The sequence below is a fragment of the Corynebacterium sp. HMSC068G04 genome (assembly GCF_001814885.1).
GTDB classification, from domain to species: domain Bacteria; phylum Actinomycetota; class Actinomycetes; order Mycobacteriales; family Mycobacteriaceae; genus Corynebacterium; species Corynebacterium hiratae.
The window spans coordinates 49,810-71,326 of the sequence record NZ_KV818301.1 but is presented as its reverse complement, the minus strand read 5'-3'; the positions used below and the strand labels follow the sequence as shown (position 1 = coordinate 71,326).

The 21,517-nt window shown below is 58.6% G+C and carries 18 protein-coding genes, 1 tRNA gene and 2 pseudogenes; 14 read left to right on the top strand and 7 right to left on the bottom strand.

Annotated elements, in window-relative coordinates:
* The first annotated feature begins 72 nt into the window (after positions 1 to 72).
* The gene (locus tag HMPREF2993_RS03660; RefSeq protein WP_046647471.1) at positions 73 to 570 is read left to right on the top strand and encodes a M48 metallopeptidase family protein; all 498 of its coding nucleotides are present in this window, start codon (positions 73 to 75) and stop codon (positions 568 to 570) included.
* Here the strand turns inward: HMPREF2993_RS03660 and HMPREF2993_RS03655 are convergent.
* Positions 567 to 1,994, bottom strand: a complete 1,428-nt coding sequence (locus tag HMPREF2993_RS03655; RefSeq protein ID WP_070701038.1) for a zinc-dependent metalloprotease — start codon at positions 1,992 to 1,994, stop codon at positions 567 to 569. The two genes, HMPREF2993_RS03660 and HMPREF2993_RS03655, sit on opposite strands and share 4 nt — an antisense overlap.
* Positions 1,995 to 2,087: 93 nt before the next feature.
* On the opposite strand from HMPREF2993_RS03655, the gene HMPREF2993_RS03650 reads away from it, so the two are divergent.
* Complete coding sequence (locus tag HMPREF2993_RS03650; protein ID WP_049156117.1) at positions 2,088 to 3,164, top strand: YlbL family protein; 1,077 nt, start codon at positions 2,088 to 2,090, stop codon at positions 3,162 to 3,164.
* A gap of 20 nt (positions 3,165 to 3,184) precedes the next feature.
* On the opposite strand, the gene HMPREF2993_RS03645 is transcribed toward HMPREF2993_RS03650, so the two are convergent.
* Both HMPREF2993_RS03645 and HMPREF2993_RS03640 read right to left on the bottom strand, forming a co-directional pair.
* Entirely contained in the window at positions 3,185 to 3,865 is a 681-nt protein-coding gene (locus tag HMPREF2993_RS03645; protein ID WP_049156211.1) for a hypothetical protein, read from the bottom strand.
* A gap of 77 nt (positions 3,866 to 3,942) precedes the next feature.
* On the bottom strand, positions 3,943 to 4,533 hold the full coding sequence (locus HMPREF2993_RS03640; protein ID WP_049156119.1) for a PPA1309 family protein: 591 nt from the start codon (positions 4,531 to 4,533) through the stop codon (positions 3,943 to 3,945).
* 123 nt (positions 4,534 to 4,656) lie between these two features.
* Here HMPREF2993_RS03640 and HMPREF2993_RS03635 point away from each other — a divergent pair, with 123 nt between their 5' ends.
* From HMPREF2993_RS03635 to HMPREF2993_RS03605, 8 genes are all read left to right on the top strand, one after another.
* Complete coding sequence (locus tag HMPREF2993_RS03635) at positions 4,657 to 7,638, top strand: UPF0182 family protein (protein ID WP_070701036.1); 2,982 nt, start codon at positions 4,657 to 4,659, stop codon at positions 7,636 to 7,638.
* A gap of 156 nt (positions 7,639 to 7,794) precedes the next feature.
* Positions 7,795 to 7,871 (top strand) — tRNA-Met (locus HMPREF2993_RS03630).
* 299 nt (positions 7,872 to 8,170) lie between these two features.
* Entirely contained in the window at positions 8,171 to 9,397 is a 1,227-nt protein-coding gene (locus tag HMPREF2993_RS03625) for an adenine-specific methyltransferase EcoRI family protein (protein WP_070701034.1), read from the top strand.
* Positions 9,398 to 9,400: 3 nt separating this feature from the next.
* A complete protein-coding gene (locus HMPREF2993_RS03620; RefSeq protein ID WP_070701032.1) occupies positions 9,401 to 10,576 on the top strand; it encodes an HNH endonuclease family protein in 1,176 nt (391 codons plus the stop codon).
* Between the two features lie 196 nt (positions 10,577 to 10,772).
* Complete coding sequence (locus HMPREF2993_RS03615; RefSeq protein ID WP_070512131.1) at positions 10,773 to 11,792, top strand: DUF4192 family protein; 1,020 nt, start codon at positions 10,773 to 10,775, stop codon at positions 11,790 to 11,792.
* Between the two features lie 17 nt (positions 11,793 to 11,809).
* Complete coding sequence (locus HMPREF2993_RS03610; protein ID WP_070512128.1) at positions 11,810 to 12,391, top strand: antirestriction protein ArdA; 582 nt, start codon at positions 11,810 to 11,812, stop codon at positions 12,389 to 12,391.
* 166 nt (positions 12,392 to 12,557) lie between these two features.
* Positions 12,558 to 12,689, top strand: coding sequence for a hypothetical protein (locus tag HMPREF2993_RS13955; protein WP_255365582.1), 132 nt, complete (start codon positions 12,558 to 12,560; stop codon positions 12,687 to 12,689).
* Between the two features lie 97 nt (positions 12,690 to 12,786).
* Positions 12,787 to 13,212 (top strand): single-stranded DNA-binding protein, encoded by a 426-nt coding sequence (locus tag HMPREF2993_RS03605; RefSeq protein WP_068801519.1) that lies wholly within the window; start codon positions 12,787 to 12,789, stop codon positions 13,210 to 13,212.
* A 232-nt stretch (positions 13,213 to 13,444) separates the two neighbouring features.
* Here the strand turns inward: HMPREF2993_RS03605 and HMPREF2993_RS13385 are convergent.
* A pseudogene (locus tag HMPREF2993_RS13385) lies at positions 13,445 to 14,638 on the bottom strand (IS3 family transposase).
* A 73-nt stretch (positions 14,639 to 14,711) separates the two neighbouring features.
* Between HMPREF2993_RS13385 and HMPREF2993_RS03590 the strand changes: the two are divergent.
* Positions 14,712 to 15,278: pseudogene (locus HMPREF2993_RS03590) on the top strand (transposase); the annotation flags it as partial.
* Positions 15,279 to 15,822: 544 nt separating this feature from the next.
* On the opposite strand, the gene HMPREF2993_RS03585 reads toward HMPREF2993_RS03590, so the two are convergent.
* The 3 genes from HMPREF2993_RS03585 to HMPREF2993_RS03575 are packed head-to-tail and all read right to left on the bottom strand — an operon-like array spanning position 15,823 to position 18,459.
* Positions 15,823 to 16,644, bottom strand: a complete 822-nt coding sequence (locus HMPREF2993_RS03585; RefSeq protein WP_014303356.1) for an ABC transporter permease — start codon at positions 16,642 to 16,644, stop codon at positions 15,823 to 15,825.
* Positions 16,637 to 17,398, bottom strand: coding sequence for an ABC transporter permease (locus tag HMPREF2993_RS03580; RefSeq protein ID WP_014303357.1), 762 nt, complete (start codon positions 17,396 to 17,398; stop codon positions 16,637 to 16,639). The genes HMPREF2993_RS03585 and HMPREF2993_RS03580 overlap by 8 nt, the downstream gene beginning before the upstream one ends.
* Positions 17,395 to 18,459 carry an ATP-binding cassette domain-containing protein gene (locus tag HMPREF2993_RS03575; protein WP_070701030.1) on the bottom strand — a complete coding sequence of 355 codons (1,065 nt, stop codon included), beginning with the start codon at positions 18,457 to 18,459 and terminating at the stop codon, positions 17,395 to 17,397. The genes HMPREF2993_RS03580 and HMPREF2993_RS03575 overlap by 4 nt, the downstream gene beginning before the upstream one ends.
* A gap of 411 nt (positions 18,460 to 18,870) precedes the next feature.
* On the opposite strand from HMPREF2993_RS03575, the gene HMPREF2993_RS03570 reads away from it, so the two are divergent.
* From HMPREF2993_RS03570 to HMPREF2993_RS03560, 3 genes are read left to right on the top strand one after another with little or no spacing between them, the layout of a single operon-like run.
* Positions 18,871 to 19,500 (top strand): sugar O-acetyltransferase, encoded by a 630-nt coding sequence (locus tag HMPREF2993_RS03570; protein ID WP_014303359.1) that lies wholly within the window; start codon positions 18,871 to 18,873, stop codon positions 19,498 to 19,500.
* Positions 19,501 to 19,507: 7 nt separating this feature from the next.
* Positions 19,508 to 20,725, top strand: a complete 1,218-nt coding sequence (locus HMPREF2993_RS03565; RefSeq protein WP_070512124.1) for a glycosyltransferase — start codon at positions 19,508 to 19,510, stop codon at positions 20,723 to 20,725.
* Positions 20,722 to 21,507, top strand: a complete 786-nt coding sequence (locus HMPREF2993_RS03560) for a thioesterase II family protein (RefSeq protein WP_023018093.1) — start codon at positions 20,722 to 20,724, stop codon at positions 21,505 to 21,507. Before HMPREF2993_RS03565 ends, HMPREF2993_RS03560 begins: the two co-directional genes overlap by 4 nt.
* Positions 21,508 to 21,517 lie beyond the last annotated feature (10 nt).

The following is a 21,517-nucleotide window of genomic DNA, read 5'->3' as shown; positions in this document are numbered from 1 at the left end:
GGTTTCCTCCCCGTTGATGACCCACCCCAGCTGTGCTTAGCCATCATTGCACCACAGGTAGAATGCCCTGTCATGTCGAGCAATCCCGAGGTCCGTGTCATCCGCTCCGCCCGGCGCCGTCGCACCGTTCAAGCCCGCGTTGTTGATGGCGTTCTCGAGGTGCGCATTCCTGCCTGGATGTCGGCAGCAGAAGAGCAGAAAGCGGTGGATGAGATCGTGGCGAAGGTGCGTAAGAAGCACACCTCGTCGCAGCGTTCCGATGCCTCTCTCGCTGCCCGCGCATGCACCTTGAACACTCGCTATTTGGAAGACCGCGCCACGGTGGGATCCATTCGGTGGGTCAGCAACCAAAAATCCCGTTGGGGTAGCTGCACTACCTCAACGGGCGATATTCGGATTTCTGACCGGCTGCAGGACGTCCCCGACTATGTGCTCGATGCGGTCATCATCCACGAGCTGACGCACACCTTCATCCCGGGTCATGGTCCGGACTTCTGGGAGTGGGCTGACCGCGCGCCCAAAGCAGAGCGCGCGAAAGGATACCTTGAGGCTTACCAGCGTTTCCGCTAGTTCTCTTCTTCCGGCCCGTCCTCTTTGTCCTCGCCGCCGTCGGCGTCTGTGTCCTCACCAGCGCTATCGCTGGTGTTATCGCTGGTATCGTCCCCGGCATCCTGCTGGCGAAGCATCTCCTCCAGCTTGGAGAATTCTGCCTCAAAGCCCTCATCAGGATTGTCATCGAGCAAACCGTCGATGAAGGACGCCGGGTTCTCCAGGTGTTCCGCCGTGGGCAGAAGATCCGGGTGGTCCCAGGCGGAATCGCGCTTATCGGCGCCCACCGCGACGGTGGCGCGGCGCCACAGCTCAGCGGCGGCCTCCACCTTCGGGGCGTTGAGCTCGATGCCGACGACCTGGGAGAAGGCCTTCTCTGCGGAGCCGCCAGTGGAGCGGCGGTGCGCCCACGCCTCAGTCATTGCCTTCGTAGATGGGATGCGCTCTCCCAGTGCCTCGGTCACCACGTGCTCAACCCAGCCCTCGACGAGTGCCAGGAGGGTCTCCAAGCGGGAAGCAGCTCCCGCGTTGCGCGAGGTGATCCGCGGGGACAGGTCCATGCCTTGTAGCTTGTTCATCGCGTCCTGGATGGCCTGCGGGTCACCGGATTCCAGGTTGAGCTCGCGGGTAGCTTCCTCGATATGGGAGGTGTCGATGACCAAGCCCATGGCGTATTCCTCAACGGAGGAGACGAGGCGCTCGACCAACCACGGCACGTGCTTGAACAGGCGCTGGCGGGCGGCCTCACGGGCGCCGATGTAGACGAGTACTTCCTGGCCCGGAACGTTGAGATCGCGCGCGATGGCCTGGATATTGTGCGGCAAGAGTGCGGTGGTGCCTGCGGGGGAGACAGGCAAGCCGAAGTCGGAACCGGTCAGCGCCTGCGCAGCCAGGTCACCGAGGGCGTGGCCGAGCTTCATCCCGAAGTTCATGCCAGACATCGAGTTCATCATCGAGGTCATCGGGCCCATCATCTCGCGGGCCTCCTCCGGTAGGGATTCCAACTGCGCGGAATTCATGTGTTCGGCTACCGGAGTGACCATGCGCTGCCACATCGGCAGCGTCTCATCCAGCCACTGCGCGGAATTCCACGCGGTCACGGTGCCGGACGCGGTGGGCAGAATCGTGGCATCATCCAGCCACAGTTCTGCCAGCCGCACGGCTTCTTGCACAGCGGTGCGGTCTTGCTCGCTGACCTCTTTATCGCGGGAGATCTGCTGGTGCGCGATGCGCTTGGCCAAGTCATAGTTGACCGGGCCAGCACCCTCCGGGGAGTTCATGGAGGAACCCATGCCGGACAGCATCTGGCCGAACTGATTCAACAGGTCTCCTAGGCCACCGTTGCCCGCGCTGAAGCCGAAGGCGCCGAACGGGTTCTGGTCGCGACGATCGTTATCATCGTCATCGTCGTTATTGGGGAAGGAAAAACCGAATCCGTTGCTCATGGGCCCTAATCTACTAGGTTTCCTAGCGCGGATTCTAGGACCACGGCAACGCTGAGAGCGAACAGGCAGCCTAAGGCTGTAGGCTGATCCTCCGTGAAAACCCCGCAGAACCCCCGAGCCCGCCGCCTGTCCACCCTCACGTGGGGAGCCATTCCGGTGGTGTTGACGGGAGCCCTGCTCAGCGTCGACCACATCCCCGGCACCGATATCACCCTGTCGGTTCCTTATGCCGCCGAAGGACCGGGGCCTACCGTGGATACCTTGGGCGAGGTGGAAGGGGAGCCTGTCGTTAACGTCGAAGCCCCGGAAACGTTTCAGCCGCAGGGGCATCTCAACATGACCACGGTCTCTGTGCGCACCAACATGACGCTAGCCCAGGCCCTGGGCCGGTGGCTGTTGACGGATGACACCATCGTCCCCATCGAGAATGTTATCCCGCAGGGCAAGACAGATAAGGAGGTCCAAGAGGCCAATCAGCAGGCCTTTACCCAGTCCGAGTCAGCCGCCACGGTCGCTGCCATGGACTATCTGGACAAGCCCGTGCGGATTGAGGTCGCACAAGTCCTCGACGACGGCCCCGCAGCAGGCGCGCTTGACGACGCCGACATCATCACCACCGTCAACGGTGACAAGGTCACGGAGCCTGGCCAAGTGCAAGAGAAGATTCGTGCTCTTCAGCCTGGCGATGAGGTGGAGCTAGGCATCGTTCGCAAGGGCGAGGAAAAGACTGTCGGGGTCACCCTCGGCTCCCACCCAGAGCAGGGGGACGTGGCCCTGCTAGGCATCCTTATGACCTCGGTGCCCACCGAGGACATCACGGTGGACTATAACCTGCAGGACATTGGCGGGCCCTCGGCCGGCATGATGTTTACGCTGGCGGTGATTGACAAGCTTTCCAGTGAGGACCTCACCGGCGGCCGCTTCGTTGCCGGCACCGGCACTATCGGCGAGGACGGAGAGGTCGGCCCCATCGGTGGCATCGTCCATAAGGTAAATGCAGCGCAGGAGGCGGGCGCCGAGCTTTTCCTCGCCCCAGCCGATAATTGCGCGGAGGCGGTTAGCCGCAAAACGGGCGACATGGTGGTGGCCAAGGTCCACACGCTGGATGATGCCATCGAGGCTATGCACAACTTCGCCGAGGGAAGCCCCGTCGAGACCTGCGAAGGCTAGACCTTAAGGAAGTTGCGGCCCTAGACCAAGCCAAGCTCCTTGAGGCGCTCTTCCGGATCGTCCTGGTCCGTGGAAATCATCTGCTGCATGATGAGGCCCTCATCGTTATCCACCACGGTGAGGATGGCCGTGTTACCCAACATGGACCAGCCCACGACGCGGCTTCCGCTGTCCTCGATGACACGGGAGCTGCGCAGCTCGGTGAGCACCTGGGTGGTCTGGGAAGCCTTGGTCTTCGACTTGAAGAACTGGAACTGGCCCACCTCTGAGCCGGAGCAGTTGAAGGAATCCGTCACGCCGTTGGGATCGCAGCGGTCGAATTGAGCGAAGATCTCCTCTGGGACGAGGCCGCCAAAGATCTCATAAGCCTGTTCCACAGAGTCGGTGAACTTGCCGCTGGGCTCAGCGGACTCGCTGGCGTCCTTGTCTTTGTCCTTCCGAGCAGCGGAGCTTCCTGCTGTCGAGGATTCATCCTCCGCTTCCGAGCTGTCTGCAGACTCGGACGCAGCGGGAGTGGTCGTCTCGGATTCCTCGGCGGAGGTGGCCGGGGCCGGCGCGCTGGTCTTCTCCGCGGCGGTGGTTGCTTCGCTCGCAGGAGCCGGCTCAGGGGAGGGAACATCGTCCTTCCCACATGCGGTGAGCAGGCAGCCGGTGGCAAGCACGGCCGAAGCTGCGGCGGTGAAGCGGGATGTCAAGCGCACGAGAGACTCCTCTATCAATTGCGTGCCCAGCCCCGAGAGCTGAGCGCTAATGGCCACTGCATTCTGAGTTTAGTCGATTAGAGTATTTCCTCCGGATCCTGCTCCAACCCGTAGCGCAGGGCAGCGATGACCCCCGGTGCCACATTCGGACCACCGCGCAGCTGAATATCATCTTCCGCGAAGGGGCCGGCCTCAGCGAGTTCCTCCTCGGTCGGACGCAATTGCAGCAGGGTGAGCTCGGGGCCGTGGCCATCGACATCCTCGGCGTCGGCCGTGGCGCTACCGTCCATGGCGGTAGCCCGCAGGACTCCGGAGAAGAGGCGGGCGGGGCGGGCGTCGCCAAGCGCGGCGTCCGAGGTGTCCTTAAACATGATCTCCTGGGCCAGGATGACGCCGGCGATCTCCTGTGGCCAGGCCAGGCGCGAGACGTAGTCCGCGAGGTGCTCCGATCCCGGTTCGATGCCTTCCGGCAGCTCCTGCACCACGAGGGTGAGGGGAGAGGAATCATCGACGTCGCCGAGCTGGGCGGCCACCAGCTCAGTGGGGACGAGAGCAAAAAGGGTAGGAGGCGCATCCCAGCCCTCGGCGTGGATGAAGTCCACGGCTTCGCGCATGGCCTTGTTGAGCGCGCGGTGTACAGCGGGCTGGGAGGAAGGTTGGGAACTCATAAGCGTCCTTGTTCGTTGACGGTCATAGTGCTTCTCTAGACTAGAAGCTTGATACCTCTATATTCGCACGACACTTGATTGGAGCTGGAGTTGGCTTCCGGACTCAACCGACCCGCCGCCCCGATGAAACGGCCGCCCAAATTTCTCTCGTGGGTTGTCGCCATCATCGCGGTCCTCTTGTTCATTGGCCCCATGTTGGTGGGCTTCTATACGGATTGGAAGTGGTTCGGCGCGATTGAGTACCGTGGGGTCTTCACCAAGACCTTGATCACGCGCATCGTCCTCTTCATCCTCTTCGGCCTCGTAGCAGCGGCTATTACGTACGTTGCGGGCCTGATTGTGTGGCGGGGGCGCGGTGACTCGATGGACATGGCGGATTTCAATTCCCCCGTCTATCAGTACCGTAAGTCCATTGAGAGCACGATGAGTGTCTTCCTCAAGGTCATCCCGGTGCTCGTTGGCGTCGTTTCCGGCCTGTTGGGGCAAGCCAACTGGCGGACCGTCATGCTCTTCCTCAATTCCCACGATTTTGGGGTGACGGATCCGCAGTTCAATCACGACCTTGGCTTCTACGCTTTCCGCTTGCCGGTGTGGTCAATGCTGGTCAGCGCCGCCTCCATGCTGGTCGCCGTGTGCTTCCTCATCGCACTTGTGGGGCACTACATTCTTGGTGGCATTCGCTTGGGCAATCGCGCCGCCGGCGTGCGTGGTTCGTTGTCGAAGGCGGCCCGCACCCAGCTGGCCGTGACCGCCGGCCTGTGGATGTTGCTGCAGGTGGCTGGTTACTGGTTGGGCCGCTACCAGCTGCTCTACACCGAGCACTCGCTGTTTACGGGTGGTTCCTACACCGACATCAACGCCTACCTGCCGGCCAAGATCATCCTCATGATCATTGGCGTCTTCGTGGCCGTGGCAATCTTCTCTGCGGTGGTCATCAAGGACCTGCGTATCCCTGGTCTGGCCGTGGTGCTCATGGTTCTGTCCTCATTGGTCATCGGCCAGGGCTGGCCGCTCATCATGGAACGCTTCTCCGTGAACCCGAACCGCCAGGCTAAAGAGGCGGAGTCGATCTCCCGCAACATCGAGTCCACTCGCTTTGCCTATGGCCTCACAGACGACAAGGTGACCTATGAGGAGAACTGGGGCGCGGAGGACGTCGCCGATGACAAGGTTGCCTCGGATGACTCCACCATCTCCAACCTGCGCCTGCTGGACCCGGATATTTTGGCGCCGACGTTCACCCAGATGCAGCAGCTGAAGAACTTCTACGGCTTCCCAGAGACGCTGGCGATGGATCGCTATGAAATCGATGGCGAACTCCGCGACTTCGTGGTTGCAGCCCGCGAGCTGGATCCGAACGAGCTGCAGGAGAACCAGCAGAACTGGATTAACCGTCACACCGTGTATACCCACGGCAATGGCTTCATTGCGGCGCAGGCCAACACAGTCGATGAGGTGGCTCGTGACGCCGGTTCCGCGCGCGGTGGTTTCCCCATCTTCACGGTGGCTGACTTGCAGACCCAGGCGGGTAAGGACGCCGAAGGTGAGGGCGAAACCCAGAATGCTGAAGAATCCCTCGGTATCAAGGTGGACCAGCCGCGAACCTATTTCGGCCCGGTTATCGCTAGCGCCCAGGATGGAATGGACTACGCCATCGTGGGCAAGACCGGTGATGAGGCCGTCGAGTATGACACCGATACCTCTACCTACACCTATGACGGTAAGGGTGGCGTCGACATCGGCAACATTGTTGACCGCACTGCCTTTGCGCTGAAGTACCAGGAACTCAACTTCCTGCTCTCGGACCGCGTGGGGCCGGAGTCCAAGCTGCTCTATGACCGCGACCCGCGCGAGCGCGTGGAGAAGGTTGCTCCCTGGCTAACGACGGATTCCTCCACCTACCCGGCGGTCATCGACGGCCGCATCAAGTGGATTGTCGATGGCTACACCACCTTGGATTCCCTGCCGTATTCGCAGCGCACCTCCCTGACGGAGACCACCCAGGACGCACAGAACCCCACGGGCACGACGCAGCGCTTGGTTAACGACCAGGTGGGCTACATCCGTAACTCGGTGAAGGCGACTGTCGACGCTTACGATGGCACCGTCGACCTCTATGAGTTCGACACCGAAGACCCCGTGCTTAAGGCATGGGAGGGTGTCTTCCCGGGCGTCGTCAAGCCCGAGTCGGAGATCTCCGACGAGCTGCGTCAGCACATGCGCTACCCGGAGGACATGTTCAAGGTACAGCGCAACCTGCTGGCCAAGTACCACGTGGATGACCCGGGCGTCTTCTTCAACAACGATGCCTTCTGGTCCGTGCCGGAGGATCCGACCGCTGGTGAGTCCCAGGGTCTGAACCAGCCGCCGTACTACGTGCTGGCTTCCGACCCAGAGACCAGCAAGCCGAGCTTCCAGCTCATCACCTCCTATCGTGGTTTGAACCGTCAGTTCCTCTCTGCACACATGGCGGTGTCTTCCGACCCGGATACCTACGGTGACATCACCGTGCGCGTGCTGCCGACGAATACCCAGACCCAAGGTCCGAAGCAGGCGCAGGACGCCATGATGTCTTCTGATCAGGTGGCTCGTGACCGTACGCTGTGGCAGGGTTCGAATGACCTGAAGAACGGTAACCTGCTGGCCCTGCCGGTGGGTGGGGGAGAGATCCTCTACTTGGAGCCGATCTACTCGCAGCGCAAGGGGCAGGAATCTGCATTCCCGAAGCTGCTGCGCGTGCTGGTCTCCTACAAGGGCCGCGTGGGCTACGCGCCGACGATTGGTGAGGCTTTGGAGCAGGTCGGCATCGACCCTAAGGCCGCCCAGGACATCACGGAGATCGAGGGTGATTCCGGCAGAAAGACGGAAAAGGATGAGCAATCCACCGATGGCGAGAAGAAGGATGCAGGGGACGCTAAGGACTCCGATGCTTCTGGACCGGCCTCCGCTCCGAAGGCATCTAGCGAGGGCGAGGCTATCGACGCCATCAACAAGGCTCTCGATGGTGTGGACAAGGCCAAGAACGGCTCCTTTGAGGAGTATGGCAAGGCCCTGGACGAGCTGGACAAGGCGGTAGAGGACTACCGCTCCCTGCAGTCTCAGTAAGTCCGGATAGGCGCCAGCGAAAAACTCGGCGCCTCACCTATGAAATGGCGCCTGCCCAGGGGATTTGGGTAGGCGCCAAGGTGTCTGTATAGTTACATCCGTCGCCGGCACACGGGACAGTGTGCAGAGCGCTTGATGTTTGGAAGTACATCTCGACGCGGGGTGGAGCAGCTCGGTAGCTCGCTGGGCTCATAACCCAGAGGTCGTAGGTTCGAATCCTGCCCCCGCTACCAACTTCCAAGCCCCTACCAGTGGAAACGCTGGTAGGGGTCTTCTTTGTTTTGTGTTGAAATCGGCATTTGGTGCACTAGATGGTGCACTAGGGCCAAAATCCTGCACCATGTTGAACTGTGACATGTCAACAAAATGGCGCATGTTTTTACGTCTTTTTCACCGCGAACGCCTTAGAAAGTTATCACTACTCCGCTAAGATTGTCTTCGAGCGCGAGTTACCCGGATGCCTGTTTTACAGGCACGAGTCTCGCGCATTTTTAGGATCAAGACTGAATCAATGAGCAAGGTGACATAGACGATGGCGGGCAATACCAACTTAGGCGCAGCCAAGGTCGCGAAAAACGACGAGTTCTACACGCAGTGGAACGACATCGAAATCGAAATGCAGGCGTATCTCGAATACGACCCTGACGTGTTCAGAGGCAAGACAGTGCTGCTGCCGTGTGACGATCCAGGAGCAAGTAACTTCACCAAGTACTTTGCATTGAACTTCGAAAAATTCGGCTTGAAGAAGCTGATCTCAACCTCCTACGCCCCAGCATCAAACCCAGCCGTGACTGAGAAAGGCCAGATGCTGTTGGACTTTGAGTTGGGCGAAGACCTGGACGAAAAGTTCAATGAAGATGACACCTGGCACAGGGGGCGTATTTACGTCCTTGAGCAGGGCACCGACCTCAACGATGACGGGCGACTTAATAAAGAAGATCTCCAGTGGGATTACCTTGAGGGCGACGGAGACTTCCGTTCTGAGGAGGTTACGAAACTCCGCAATGAGGCAGACATCATTGTTACTAACCCGCCGTTCTCACTCTTCCGGGAGTTCCTCGCGTGGCTGATTGAGGGGGACGTCCAGTTCTCCGTTATCGGGAACATGAACTCTGTTACTTATCGAGACGTTTTTCCACTGTTCCAAGAGAATAGGACTTGGTACGGGCCTTCTATCTCTAGCGGCGATCGCGAGTTTCGTGTACCAGATAGTTACCCACTCACCGCCGCGGGTCAGCGTGTGGATGAACAGGGTAATAAATTCGTCCGTGTAAAAGGTGTCCGATGGTTCACAAATATCGAACACGGTCGCCGCCATGAGCCGCTTGTGCTTATGACGATGGATGACAACCTCATCTACGGCTCCAAAACAGTTCGCAGTGTGGCATATCCGAAATACGACAACTACGACGCTATTGAAGTGCCTGAGACAATGGGTATCCCTAGCGATTACGACGGCATGATGGGCGTCCCTATCTCATTCCTCGATAAATACAGCCCTGACCAGTTTGAGATCCTCGGGATCACGAAAACGTGGGATGATGGTGCTGGGTTAAAAAAGAAGATTTACCCAACGCAGACCCAGGTCAGCAAAAACGGAGCGACGTCAAATGTTGGCAAACTCAACGACGGTGCGGCAATTCCACACGACACGCCTCCTGAAAACACGACGTATTACGAGGTCGAAGGGCGGATCTTTACCCAGCCATACGCCCGTGTACTCATCCGCCACCGTCGCCCCGAAACCAAGGAGTCCTAAGTCATGGAAGCAAAACTCAACCCACGCAAGATCCGTGACATCGTAGACGGATTTCACTACAACGAACTCGAAGGCAAAGGCCTGTACGGTTTGGCTGGCAACCTCACCATCCAACCGGAGTACCAGCGCAACTACATCTACAACGACGGTAAGAAAGACGTTGCCGTCATCGACTCGCTGCTTAAGGGCTATCCACTGGGGCTAATTTACTTCAACCAGCCCAAGCAGGACGAAGACAAGTTCGAGATCCTCGACGGTCAGCAGCGCATTACCTCTATCGGGCGCTTCTACAAAGACCTGTTCGTCGTCAAAGACACTGACGGCAATGAGCAGTATTTCTCGTCGCTGGGCAAACACCAGCAAGAGCAGATCCTTGAGACTGAGCTGCTTATTTACGACTGCTGTGGCACTGAGGCCGAGATTAAGGAGTGGTTCAAGACCATCAACATCGTCGGTGTGCCGCTTACAGCCCAAGAGCTACGCAATGCCGTGTACTCGGGTCAGTTCGTCGATGCTGCTAAGAAGGTCTTTTCCAACTCCGGCTCTGCCATCATGTCGAAGTGGTCGAACTTCGTTAAGGGCGACCCAGCCCGCCAGGAGGTGTTTGAAGTAGCGCTGGACTGGATCGCTCAGCGTGAAGGCACCACCGTCGACAGTTACATGGCAAAGCACCGTGAAGACGATAACTGCAACGAACTACAGACTTACTTCAAGGCTGTTATCGACTGGGCGGCAAGTGTGTTCAAGATGACAGACACGTCCATACGAGGCATCGAATGGAACACGCTGTATGAGCGCTTCGGCAGCCAGGGCTACAACGCCGCTCAAATGACTGCTGATGCGCAGGATCTGCTGAGTGACTCACAGGTGAAGTCGAATAAGGGCGTCTACGAATATCTTCTTGGCGGGAAGACGGACACCAAACTCCTTAACGTGCGCGTGTTCACTGATGCCGTGAAGAAGCGCGTCTACAGGACGCAGACGGACAAGGCTAAGGCTGAGGGCGTGTCGAACTGTTCGTACTGCGCCATCGGGCATGACGCGAAGAAAGCAAAGATCTGGACGCAAAAGGAGATGGACGCCGACCACGTCACTGCCTGGTCAAAGGGCGGTAGCACTGACGAGAGCAACTGCGAACTGCTCTGCAAGTCGCATAACCGCGCCAAGGGCAACGCTTAAGTAGCAGGTCTACACTCCATCCACGGAACAGCGCCGCTAGCGCTTGTATCCTGCAAGCAAGCACCAGGTGAGCGCTAGCGACGCCCTGAGCACACTGGGGCGTTGTGCGGCAGGGATACGGCGCCGTAGCCCGGCAAAGCTCGGGCCAAATACGGAAATGACCACACATATTCCGTATTTGGCAAAGGAGTACCGCATGTCCACCTACTCTCAAACCCTTACTTCTTACGGCGACATACTCGCCAATATCCCCGGCATACTGGGATTTTATCCGCAGGACTCGCTGGTGCTGGCGTTCTTCAAGCGCAGCGAAGACTCACCTCATCTCGCCCTCAGTCCACTTGCACGGCTTGATCTCGACGATGCTGTTGAGACGCTGGTCAATAATCGAGATCAGTTCACTGCCTGGACAGAGAAGCTTGATACAGACGCCGTTATCGCCTACGTGGTAAGCAGTGATCTTTCTGCTTCAGACGATTTGGCGAAGTTCCTACTCAGTGAGGACTCGCCGTTGCCAACGGTGCTTGCCATCATCCAGGTTCCTGAGGTCACCACCGGGACTGGCTGGTGGACTGTGTATCAGCAGCTGGATCTGTCAGCACCACGCAGCGGTGAAGTCAGCGAAGTCGCAGGCTCCGCTGCACTGCAGCAGATGATTCTTGACACTGGTCAGCTACCGGCGCTGTCTCGCGATGAGCTGGAAGAACGACTTAATAGCACCGAACACGGCATCAGCGAAGTCGAGTACCAAGACATCATCGAGGATGTCGAGAACTACGATGTACCTTTTCTTCGCCATGAGCTGCAGCGTGGGTATGAGCAGGCCATGGTAGGTATTTCAGACCCGACCAATACGCGCGCCATTCGCGCCGGGTTGAAGTGCTTCACCTCATGGTCACTGCGCGATCCGCTGCTTGCCGCGCTGTTGGAAGAGCCGCAGCAGGGACTAGCATTCGCAGAATCGCTTATGCGCGCTGTACCTCGTGATTGGACCCGGATGCGCTCACAGGTAACAGCTACCGTGGCCGTGCTGGCTCAAGCGACAGGACAGACTGGCTTAGCTGGCGTGGCTGCGCATAAAGCCACTGAACTGAGCGGGGCGGAGAAGTTTCCGTCTCAAGTTGCTATGTGCCTCGACCTCGGCCTAGGTAGCAAACTCATCACAAGCGTGCACGAAGGCGCTGTAAAGGCGCGGCACATCTTGTTGGACGCTTAAGGAGGACGGACCAAACTATGTACTCTCCGCAACAAGCATCAGATACTGCTCTAGAGGAGCCTGGGGCCACTGTCATCTGTAAGCATTGCTATACCGCCAGCGGTGTCGATAAAGGCAAATTTATTAGGGTATCTGAATGGGAGGGGATGCCGACCGCTCAAGACGTTCACACATTCACGGGAAATCCCATAACAAATAAGTGCGATACCACGATAATCTCCCGGTCTTCTGATCTACCGGAAGGCTATGAAATTACACCAGAGAATGCTGAATCTTGGGTGGACGCATATGGCCAGGTTGGGCACGCATTATGGCCAGCATTCTGCCGCTGGGCTGAAGATGGCGTTATCGTTGAAGATGCGAACAATGTCCCGGACGTCGCAACATTCAGAGAACAGTTCTGCGGATGGTGGCCAGACTTCGAGGAGTATGCGCTGGGATTTTCCGAAGATACTGGATTAATGGATGGAGTAGATGCCGACTCGCAGCTTAGGATCTACTTCGACTGGAGTTCGTGGATAGAAGACCTAGCCTATGACTACACCGTTTCCGCGACCCGTACCTGTGAAGGCGGCGTGTTCGTCTATCGAAACTTTTAACTGCTAAAACCCGTTGTAGCTGAATGCTACAGCGGGTTTCCTTTTTTTGTTAGCTCTGTGAACAGGGCAGATGTTCAACCTCTGCAAGTAGGGGAGAAGAGTCTAGACAGCAGAGCTGTCTCCAAAGAACGGATTGAATATCCGATTCCAAAACAGGAGGCACACCATGCCGGATTACACGAACACGGACCTAGAGCTGCTCTACATGCTCGCAGACGGCATCGACGGCGAGGACGCTGACCCGGGTTCAACGCAGGAACTGCGCGACCTGGAAGCCGAGGGGCACAGCCTTCCCTGAGCCGTGCTCTAGCACGGCACTGCAGCAGCGGTAAAACCACTGCTCAAACACAAAATTGAAAGACTACACAGTCAACTACTCATTAAGGAGAAATCTAATGTCCAACCCATTCAACGCAGGCGTCATCACCGGCAATGCAGCGCGCGCTCCCAAGCTGTTCGAGCACGCAAACGGCAGCGCAACGGTGAAACTCAATGTCTATGCGCGCAACGCCTTCAAAAACAAGTCCACCGGCGAGGTTGAGTCCGAGATGGTTGAGCTGACCGGCTACGTCAAGGACGCTGATAACCCCGGCGTCTTTAGCTGCATTCATGCCGGAGATCGCATTGCAGTGAGCTACTCGCTGAAAACCGATGTCTTTACCGACAAGGAAGGCGTGAAGCACTACCCGCTGGTCGCACGAATTGATACTGTGCAGCTCATCGACTCTAAGGCTGAGTCTGCGGCGCGTGCTGCCCGTCGAGGCAACGACGCTGCGGCAGCCGCACTGGCAGGCGCTGGCACCAATGAGACACCGTTCTAGTACCGAAACCCCGCAGGGAAACCTGCGGGGTTATCTTTTCTTCAAAATACTGGGGATGCCGGGTCTGTACGGCGCCGGAGCGTCGACGGTAAGGAGTGGGCACCCCTCATCACGTACCGCCATTTCGCTAACCACTACACAGTGCAGTACGCGTGTTGTTTTACCCACTGTGTACATGTCTTTTCGTTAGGTACGGGCCTGTCTCCCGAAAAGTAGACATGTTAGGGGTTAGCTATGCTGCTGTGGTCAGTATAGCCGAAGTCTCGGCTTCAAAGACATCAGGAGCTACGAGATTGCACCAGGAGTGCCGCCTGCGCGTGTTGTAGCGCATGCACCACCGGAAGACCTCTTGACGACAGCTAATTGGGTTGTCAAAGACTTTCCGATCACGCAGCACTTCCCGCTTTAAGGTGGCGTTAAAGGATTCTGCCAGGGCATTATCGGCACTCGTTCCAACCGCGCCCATGGACTGGCGCACACCTAACGACGAGCAGTAGTTCCTAAAGGCTTGTGAGGTGTACACGCTGCCGTGATCGGAATGGAAAATAGTCCCGTCAAGACTGCCGCGCACGCCGTGTGCGTGGGCTAGAGCATCGATAACTAGTGAGACCCGCATGTGGTCTGCGAGTGCATAACCTGCAAGTTTACGTGAATACGTGTCAATGACTGTGGCCAAATACATGTTCTTGCCACCCTTACAGGGCAGGTAGGTAATGTCGCCAACATAAACGCGGTTCGGCTCGTTGGCTGTGAATTTACGGCCTACTAAGTCCGGCATGACACGGTGACCAGGCTTACGCCTGGTAGTAATGCATCGACGCCGTTTGCTAAAGCCTTTTAACCCCATGGATTTCATGATGCGTGCAACTTTCTTGTGATTGATCGGGGTATACGTCGTGTCCTCCTTGAGGCTTGCGGCGATGCGTTTAGCACCATAAAGCCCCGTGCTCATCATCGAAGATGGTCTTGATTCTTGCACCAATAACGGCATCAGAATACATCTTTAACCTGCGTTTTTTACGGGTGCTCACCCACTTGTAAAACGAGGAACGATTCAGCTTTAACACATCGCACATCCGCTTAACCGAGTACTCGGTTCGGTGGTCATCGACAAACTGGAAGCGGATCACCAGTGAGTCTCTTCGGCAAAATATTTCGCGGCCTTACGCAGGATGTCGCGTTCTTCGCGCAGCTTAGAGACTTCTTTTTCCAGCTGACGGATTCGCGCAGAATCATTCGCCGCTTGGGCTTGATCGTGCACGGCCTTCGTGCGGGCACGTTTGCCAGTGCCGTACTTTTTGACCCAAGAATGTAGCGAGGCACGGTTGATACCGAGCTCAGCTGATGCTGAGTTCAGCGAGAGATCCTCGTTGTTCTCATAGAGGGCTACGGCATCGCGTTTGAACTGTTCGGAGTACCTGGACATGGTGGTAGATTACCTTTCTTCCCAGCTCGACTGGGCTGGATATCAGGTGTCCACCACATGGGGGTCAGGTCCCATCGATGCCATGCTTGCTGCCATCCACGAACAGACCGTATCCATTGCCGGCGCAGAATACGCCGAACTTGGCGTAGCAATGTCCGCCACAGATGCACTAACCAAACTCGAGCATCGTAAAGAAATCGAAGCGCAGGTACTCAAGCTGATTCAGGACATTCCGCAGACCGAGATTCTTTTATCCATGCCTGGTATCGGCCCGCGTAGCGCAGCGCAGATCCTCATGACTGTTGGCGATATGTCCGACTTCCCCGATGCAGCGCACCTAGCATCCTATGCAGGGCTATCACCGCGGACGAATCAGTCAGGAACGTCTATCATGTCGAATTCGCCTAACCGGGCTGGCAACAAAAAATTAAAGAACGCCCTATGGCAATCGTCTTTTGCATCGATCAGATTCCACGAGCGTTCCCGGCAATTCTATGAACGAAAACGCAAAGAAGGCAAAAGACACAACGCCGCAGTCGTCGCACTCGCACGCCGGCGCCTCAACGTTCTCTTCGCCATGATGCGAAACGGCGAGCTCTACCGAGACATCTCCACAGTCCAGGAGGCCGCAGCAGCCTAGAACCAACAGACCCTCACCTCAAGCCGATTGCACAGCAAGCCCAATCGGCTCCTCACCGTGCCCGAAAACAACATCCACAAGGAAAAGCAGAAACCCTTCACACCCCCCCCAACAAACTCACCCACGGAATTGACAAACTATATAGGAACACCTCCCTGGGCGATGGTGCAGGCGCGGAGAGCGCCGCTGTTGCCGATGCCGCGCCCAACACCGCGACGGTAGTAGAGTACCCGCTGCCGGTGCAGGAGTTTGCGGTGACCCGCTACGATTTGCCCGCCGGCACCACGGTTTCCACGCAGCTTCCCGGACCGGCCATCGCCCTGGCTACTTCTGGTGTGGTCACGGTAAACGACCTGGAGCTAGCCCCGGGCGAGGCCGCCTGGTTGCCGGTAACCGGCGGCGACACTACCCGCCTTAGCGCGGCCGCGGGTAAAGATTCGCAGCTCTTTATCGCGGCGGCGCGCCCTGCGCGGCAAGTAGCGCTACCGCGCCGCTGGGGACGCCGCCGCGCGACAAGTAGCACTGTCGCGCTAACCGGCGCTATTTACGACATGGTGGGGCGGCGGAACGCAGCTGCGGCGGCTAGCAGCACTACGGTGAGTGCTACCATCCAGGCCACGAAAGCCCAGACTGCGGTGCCGGGCTGGCCGGTGGCAAGGATTTCGGCGCTTGGCGTGCCGTCGATGGCGGCGCCGGCGCGGGCGGCGAAGGTAAGCGGATTCCACCGGGCGATGGGTTGAACCACACCAGCGAATTGCTCCACGGGCACGAGGCCGCCGTTAAGTGCCATGGCCGCCATGATGATGGGGGCCGGGCCAATGGCGGCCTCCGGGGTGGCGCACATCGCGCCCACCATGGCCGATAGCGAGGCGGCCACCACCGCGCCGAAGATGATGACTAACAGCACCCAGCCAAACCCGGCCAGCGTGTGAATACGCAGGCCAGAAGCCACGGAAGCCAGCAGCACCGCGCAGCCGGAGATAAGGCTGCGTAAGGAATCGAAACACCAGCGGCCGAAGATCTCCGGGCTGGTGCCGTAGCGCGTGGTCGCGATGCGGGTGGTGATACCGCGTTGGCGTTCCTTAATTATCTGCGCGGCGGCGGAGGTGCCATTCATCAGTTCGCTGGAAAGGATGAGCGCGATGGTAAGCGGTAACGCGTCGAGCGTGGCAGAGCCTTGCGAGGCCGCCATGAGGTCGCCAAACAGCCACCGCATGACCAGGAACATCAAAACGGGACCAGCCACGGTATTGGTAATTACCGCGCTATCGCGGCGGGCGGCGCGCAGGTGCCTTCCAAAATGCGTGGCGACAGTGGACAGCCAGGTGGTGTCGTGCGACACGGTGGCGGTGGTGTGGTTAGTCATGTTTCCTCCCCTGGAAAGCGGTGATAAAGCCCCATACGCCAACGACGGTCATGGCGATGAGCCAGCACAGTGCTTCGACTCCGCGCGCCCCCAGGGCAGCGCCACCTAGTAGGTTGCGGGCGGTGTCCAAGATGGGAGATAGCGGTACGTGCCGGATGATGGGGCCAATGCCGCCGGGCAGCGCATCCGCAGGCACGAATGCGGTGGAGAACATCACCATGACCAGCACGAGGTTTTGGAAGAGCAAGGACGCCGAGGTGGGCTTGGGGGCCAACAGGCAGGAGCCATCGATAAACGCGGAGAGGATGATGGTGAGGGCGGCGAAAAGGGCGATGGTAAGGATAATACGACCCGGTCCGGCAGCGTAGCGGGCACCGAGCAGGATCGTGGTGAGGACGACGATGCTGCACGACCACGCGGCGCGGGTGAGATCTGCCAGCAGCCGGCCGACGACCGTGGCCCAGGCGGGCGTCCCGGTGGCGCGGATGCGGTCGTGGATGCCGTTTTCGGCGTCACGCGTAATCGCCAAGGAGGAGCCCCCGGCGGCGAACACAATCGCCTGAATAACGCCGGCGGGCAGGAGGAAGGCGGCGTAATCGATGCCGAGTTCCGTCGAAGCCTTGGCGAAGGTGGCGTAAAAGATGACCATGAACAGGCTGGGTATTGCCACGGCGGAAACCATTACGGCCTTGTTGCGGACGGTGCGCAGGACATTGCGGTGCCACGAGGCAGCGACTGCTCCGAGCGCGTTCACTGGGAGCCTCCACCGGTGTGGGGAGCCTGCTGCGCGATGTCGCCGGACCCGGCGATAGCGAAGTAGACATCGTCCAAGGAGGGCGGAACCAAGGAGACGTCCGCGACCGAGGTGTCGTCGCCATCCCACAAGGCCAGCGCCCGGACTAGGGTGTGGTGGCCATCGGGCGCATCGACGCGCAATACGGTGTCCTCTTGGCGGCAGTCGATGCGGTGTTCTTGCAAGGTGTGGGTGAGGCGTGCGGCATCGTCCGGGCTAGACATCGTGATGAGGCACACCGTGGTGCCATAGCGGTCCTTGAGCTCGGCGGGGGTGCCTTCGTCGAGCACCTTGCCTCCGGCGAGCACGGCGACGCGGTCTGCGAGCTGGTCAGCTTCTTCCAGGTATTGGGTAGTAAGCAGGATCGAGGTGCCGTCGGCCGCCAGCCCGCGGACGGTATCCCACACGGAGCTGCGCGCGGCGGGGTCGAGGCCCGTGGTCGGCTCGTCGAGGAACAGCAGCGCGGGCGGGACAGTGAGGGAGGCGGCGATATCTAACCGCCGGCGCATGCCGCCCGAGTATGCCGAAACCAGGCGGTCGGCGGCGCCAACCAGATCGAAGCGCTCAAGAAGTTCCGCGGCGCGGGCCTTCGCATCGCTAGCTTTAAGCCCTGCCAGGCGGCCAAAGAAGATGAGGTTTTCCTTGCCGGTAAGCTCCTCATCCACTGCGGCGTATTGCCCGGTCAGCGCGATGGAAGCGCGCACCTTGGAAGGATCCGTGGCTAAGTTGTGGCCATCGATGATGGCGGTTCCGCCCGTGGCGGGCAGCAGCGTGGAAAGGACATTGACCAAGGTTGTCTTGCCGGCACCATTGGCGCCTAGGACGGCGAGGATGCCCCCGCGCGGAATGGCGAGGGTCACACCGCGCAGGATTTCCGTTCGCTTCTTGACTTTTCCCAGGCTACATCGCAGATCTTGGACATCAAGCACCAGGTCGCGGCCTTTTGCGTGGGCGCTGGTTGAGGGGACTGCGGTGGCGCTGGGGTCACCGCTAGCGGTTGCCGTGGTGGGGTTTTCTTTCATGATTCATCCCTGGATATACGTCAACGGTCTATTAGACGGCGCACCGATTCTCCTACCGCAGAAGGAAAACCGATTATTGCCCGCGAACGATGGATTGTGGTCCACGGAGCAAGCGCCTGGGGTAGTGCCAACTAATCCTTAGAAAATGATGTATGTCTAGCGGCACCGGGTCGTGCACAGCGCCCCGCAGGAGAGGGCTGCACAGGTCGGCTGATCGGCGGCGACGCTGCAGGTTGCTGCAAAGTTGAGCATACCATAATTAGGCATGGCATGCTTGACAATTAAGTCGAAGGCCTGTAAGCTACCAAGTGTGAGCTAAGAATCTGGGTATTCCGACTAGTCAGGGTCAAACCGCGTGGCTGACCGTAATTCGTATTGTGGCTCGCGCCTCTCAAGCGCAAAGGAGTATCCATGGATTCTCGAGAGCAAATCGAAGATAAGATTCTCTGCGGTCAGCCCTTCCGCCCTATTGAGGACCCGGATCTCTATTACGAGATGATGGAGGCGGCGGAGAAGTGTCACGATCTCAACCAGCTTCGTCCACTTCAAACAGCGGAGAAGCAGGCAGTGATGGCAGACCTGCTTGGTGAACTGGGGGAGCGCTTAATGGTTTTCCTGCCATTTCATGTCCAATATGGCTCGAAAATCAAGGTCGGAGATGGCGTGACCTTCAATCGAGGAACGACGGTACTTGATATGGCCCCGGTGACATTTGGCAATGAGGTCATGGTTGGTCCATGGTGTTCCTTCTTTGCTGGCAATCACGCCTTAGACCCCGTAGAGCGGCAATACATGGTGTGTACCGGGGGTGCGATCACCATACAAGACCATGTGTGGCTTGGTGGCAATTGCACGGTAACTGCGGGTGTCACGATTGGGCATGGTGCAGTAATTGGTGCTGGCAGTGTTGTGACAAGAGATATTCCGCCCATGGTACTCGCAGCCGGTAATCCGTGCCGAGTCATTCGTGATATTGGCCCGGAAGATAAGCTCATGGGGGAGTCTTGGGTTCCTGAGTGGCCTAGTTGGATTACGGATTGAGACGGCTGTGAAAGTTCTCGCGGTCGTCCTGGGTTCTGAGGGTGATATGCTGCCATTTGCGCACCTTGGTGTCGCACTTCGAGATCGTGGCCACCAGTTTGTTTTGGCTGGGTTTAGCGAATTCGGCGGGAGTTTTCGTGCAAACGGGGTGGACTACATCGAGTTACCCGGTGATTACCGGGCGTTAATGAAGCGCCTTTTGGGCGATAGTAAAGGCATGATGGACACTGTCTTAGGTATCCGTGAGATGATATCTGACGCCCACGTTTTCGATGTGTTAGAGCATGCCATGGATGGCGTTGACGTGGTCATGTACACCCAATTCAGTGAAGTTGCTCGGTTGTTAGGGGCTGCACGCGGAGTCCCCAGCGTTCGGGTGCAGGTTTTCCCTACCGAACCCTGCCTCCGTTACAGCCTCGTGGATCCGCGAAAACTGGACGGCTCTGTCGGAGCTCTGGTCACCCACTGGATGTCCAATACTCTGATGGCTTGGGCGATGCGCCCAGTGATAGCGGCATGGCGCCGTAGGTTGGGGCTGCGTCAGCGAGCGCTCTCCTCTCCACCAACCACGATCTACCAATTCAGTCCCGCGTTGAGTCCGCCGGCGCCGGAATGGAAAAACCACATTCACGTCACTGGCGAGTGGCTTGACCCGCACCACAGTGAACTCGCCCTAGACCCAGCAGTCGAGGAGTTTGTGGCTGCCGGCTCGGCCCCGGTTCTGGCAAGCTTTGGGAGTATGGTCTCAGATCGCGTTTATGACCTTCAACGATGGACTCGAGACGCGTGCATCGAGCATGGTCTGCGGGCGATAATCGTCGATCCCGATCATGAGCCTGGTGTGAGAGAAGGAATCCTCACCGTCGCCCGGGTCCCGTTCGCGACTGTGCTTCCGTGGTGCCGTGCAGGCATCTGCCACGGCTCACTGGGCACCACCGGGGCGATCCTGCGCGCCGGCAAGCCGTGCCTTGCGGTTGCATTCGGTGGTGACCAACACTTCCATGCCAACGCAGTTTGTCGAAACGGTGCCGGGCCGAACTATATTGACGCCCAGCGAGGCGAACTGAGTGCCCAGTCCCTGGCCGCCGGAATTGCCAATTTGGTAAGTGGAGCATACGACTCCGCAGCCCGCAGGATGCCCGAGTTGCTTGCCACAGACCCGGGTACCGTCGCAGCAGTAGAAATCGTGCTTAATCAGTCCGACCTAGCGAAAGGCGAAAAATGACAGAAATCAGCTGCGAGGGAGTCTTTCCGTTTGTGGCCGGACATCGCACTGGAACCCTCTTGTTTTGCTTCCATCACGCAGGAGGCAGCGCTTCCGTCTATCGTGGATGGGTGGGGGTCAACCCAAGCATTGACGTGGTGCCGGTGGAGCTTCCCGGAAAGGCAACCCGTCGCCGAGAGAAATGGGTAAGCGACTTTGACAAGCTCGCCGATATGTGCGCAACCGAGATAGTAGATCTGGCGGCGGGCGCGCCGATTGCGTTGTACGGCCACTCCATGGGGGCAGCGCTGGCCTACCAGGTTGCTGCCTGCCTGCAGCAGATGCATCGGCCCACTATACCGGAAGCCGTGGTGGTGGCCGCACGGCAGGCGCCCGGAGAAACCGTGCCTGGGGAATACCACTCGTCAATGGGGTTCGGTGCGCTGCGCAGGGAGTTTGAGAAGGTAGGTGGCACACCACCTGAGATCCTTGCCAATGATGATGTGATGAAGCTGCTGCTCGCTGACATTCGTCGCGATTATGTGTTACACGAGGGCTTTCACCATGCAACCACGGTGCTTCGCTCTCCTGTGCTGGCATTGGCGGGGGATAGCGACCCAGCTGTCAGCCCAGAGATGCTTTCCCGGTGGGAAAATTTTACCAGCGGTAGTTTTGAACTGAAGGTCCTGCCGGGTGGGCATTTCTTCCCGCTCGATACTGGAACCGAGTTCCTCGACCTGCTTGCCGGTTTTCTAGCGGGAATTACTGGGAACACTGCCTGGTTAGCGCGGAACAATGCGTGATTGTGACTGT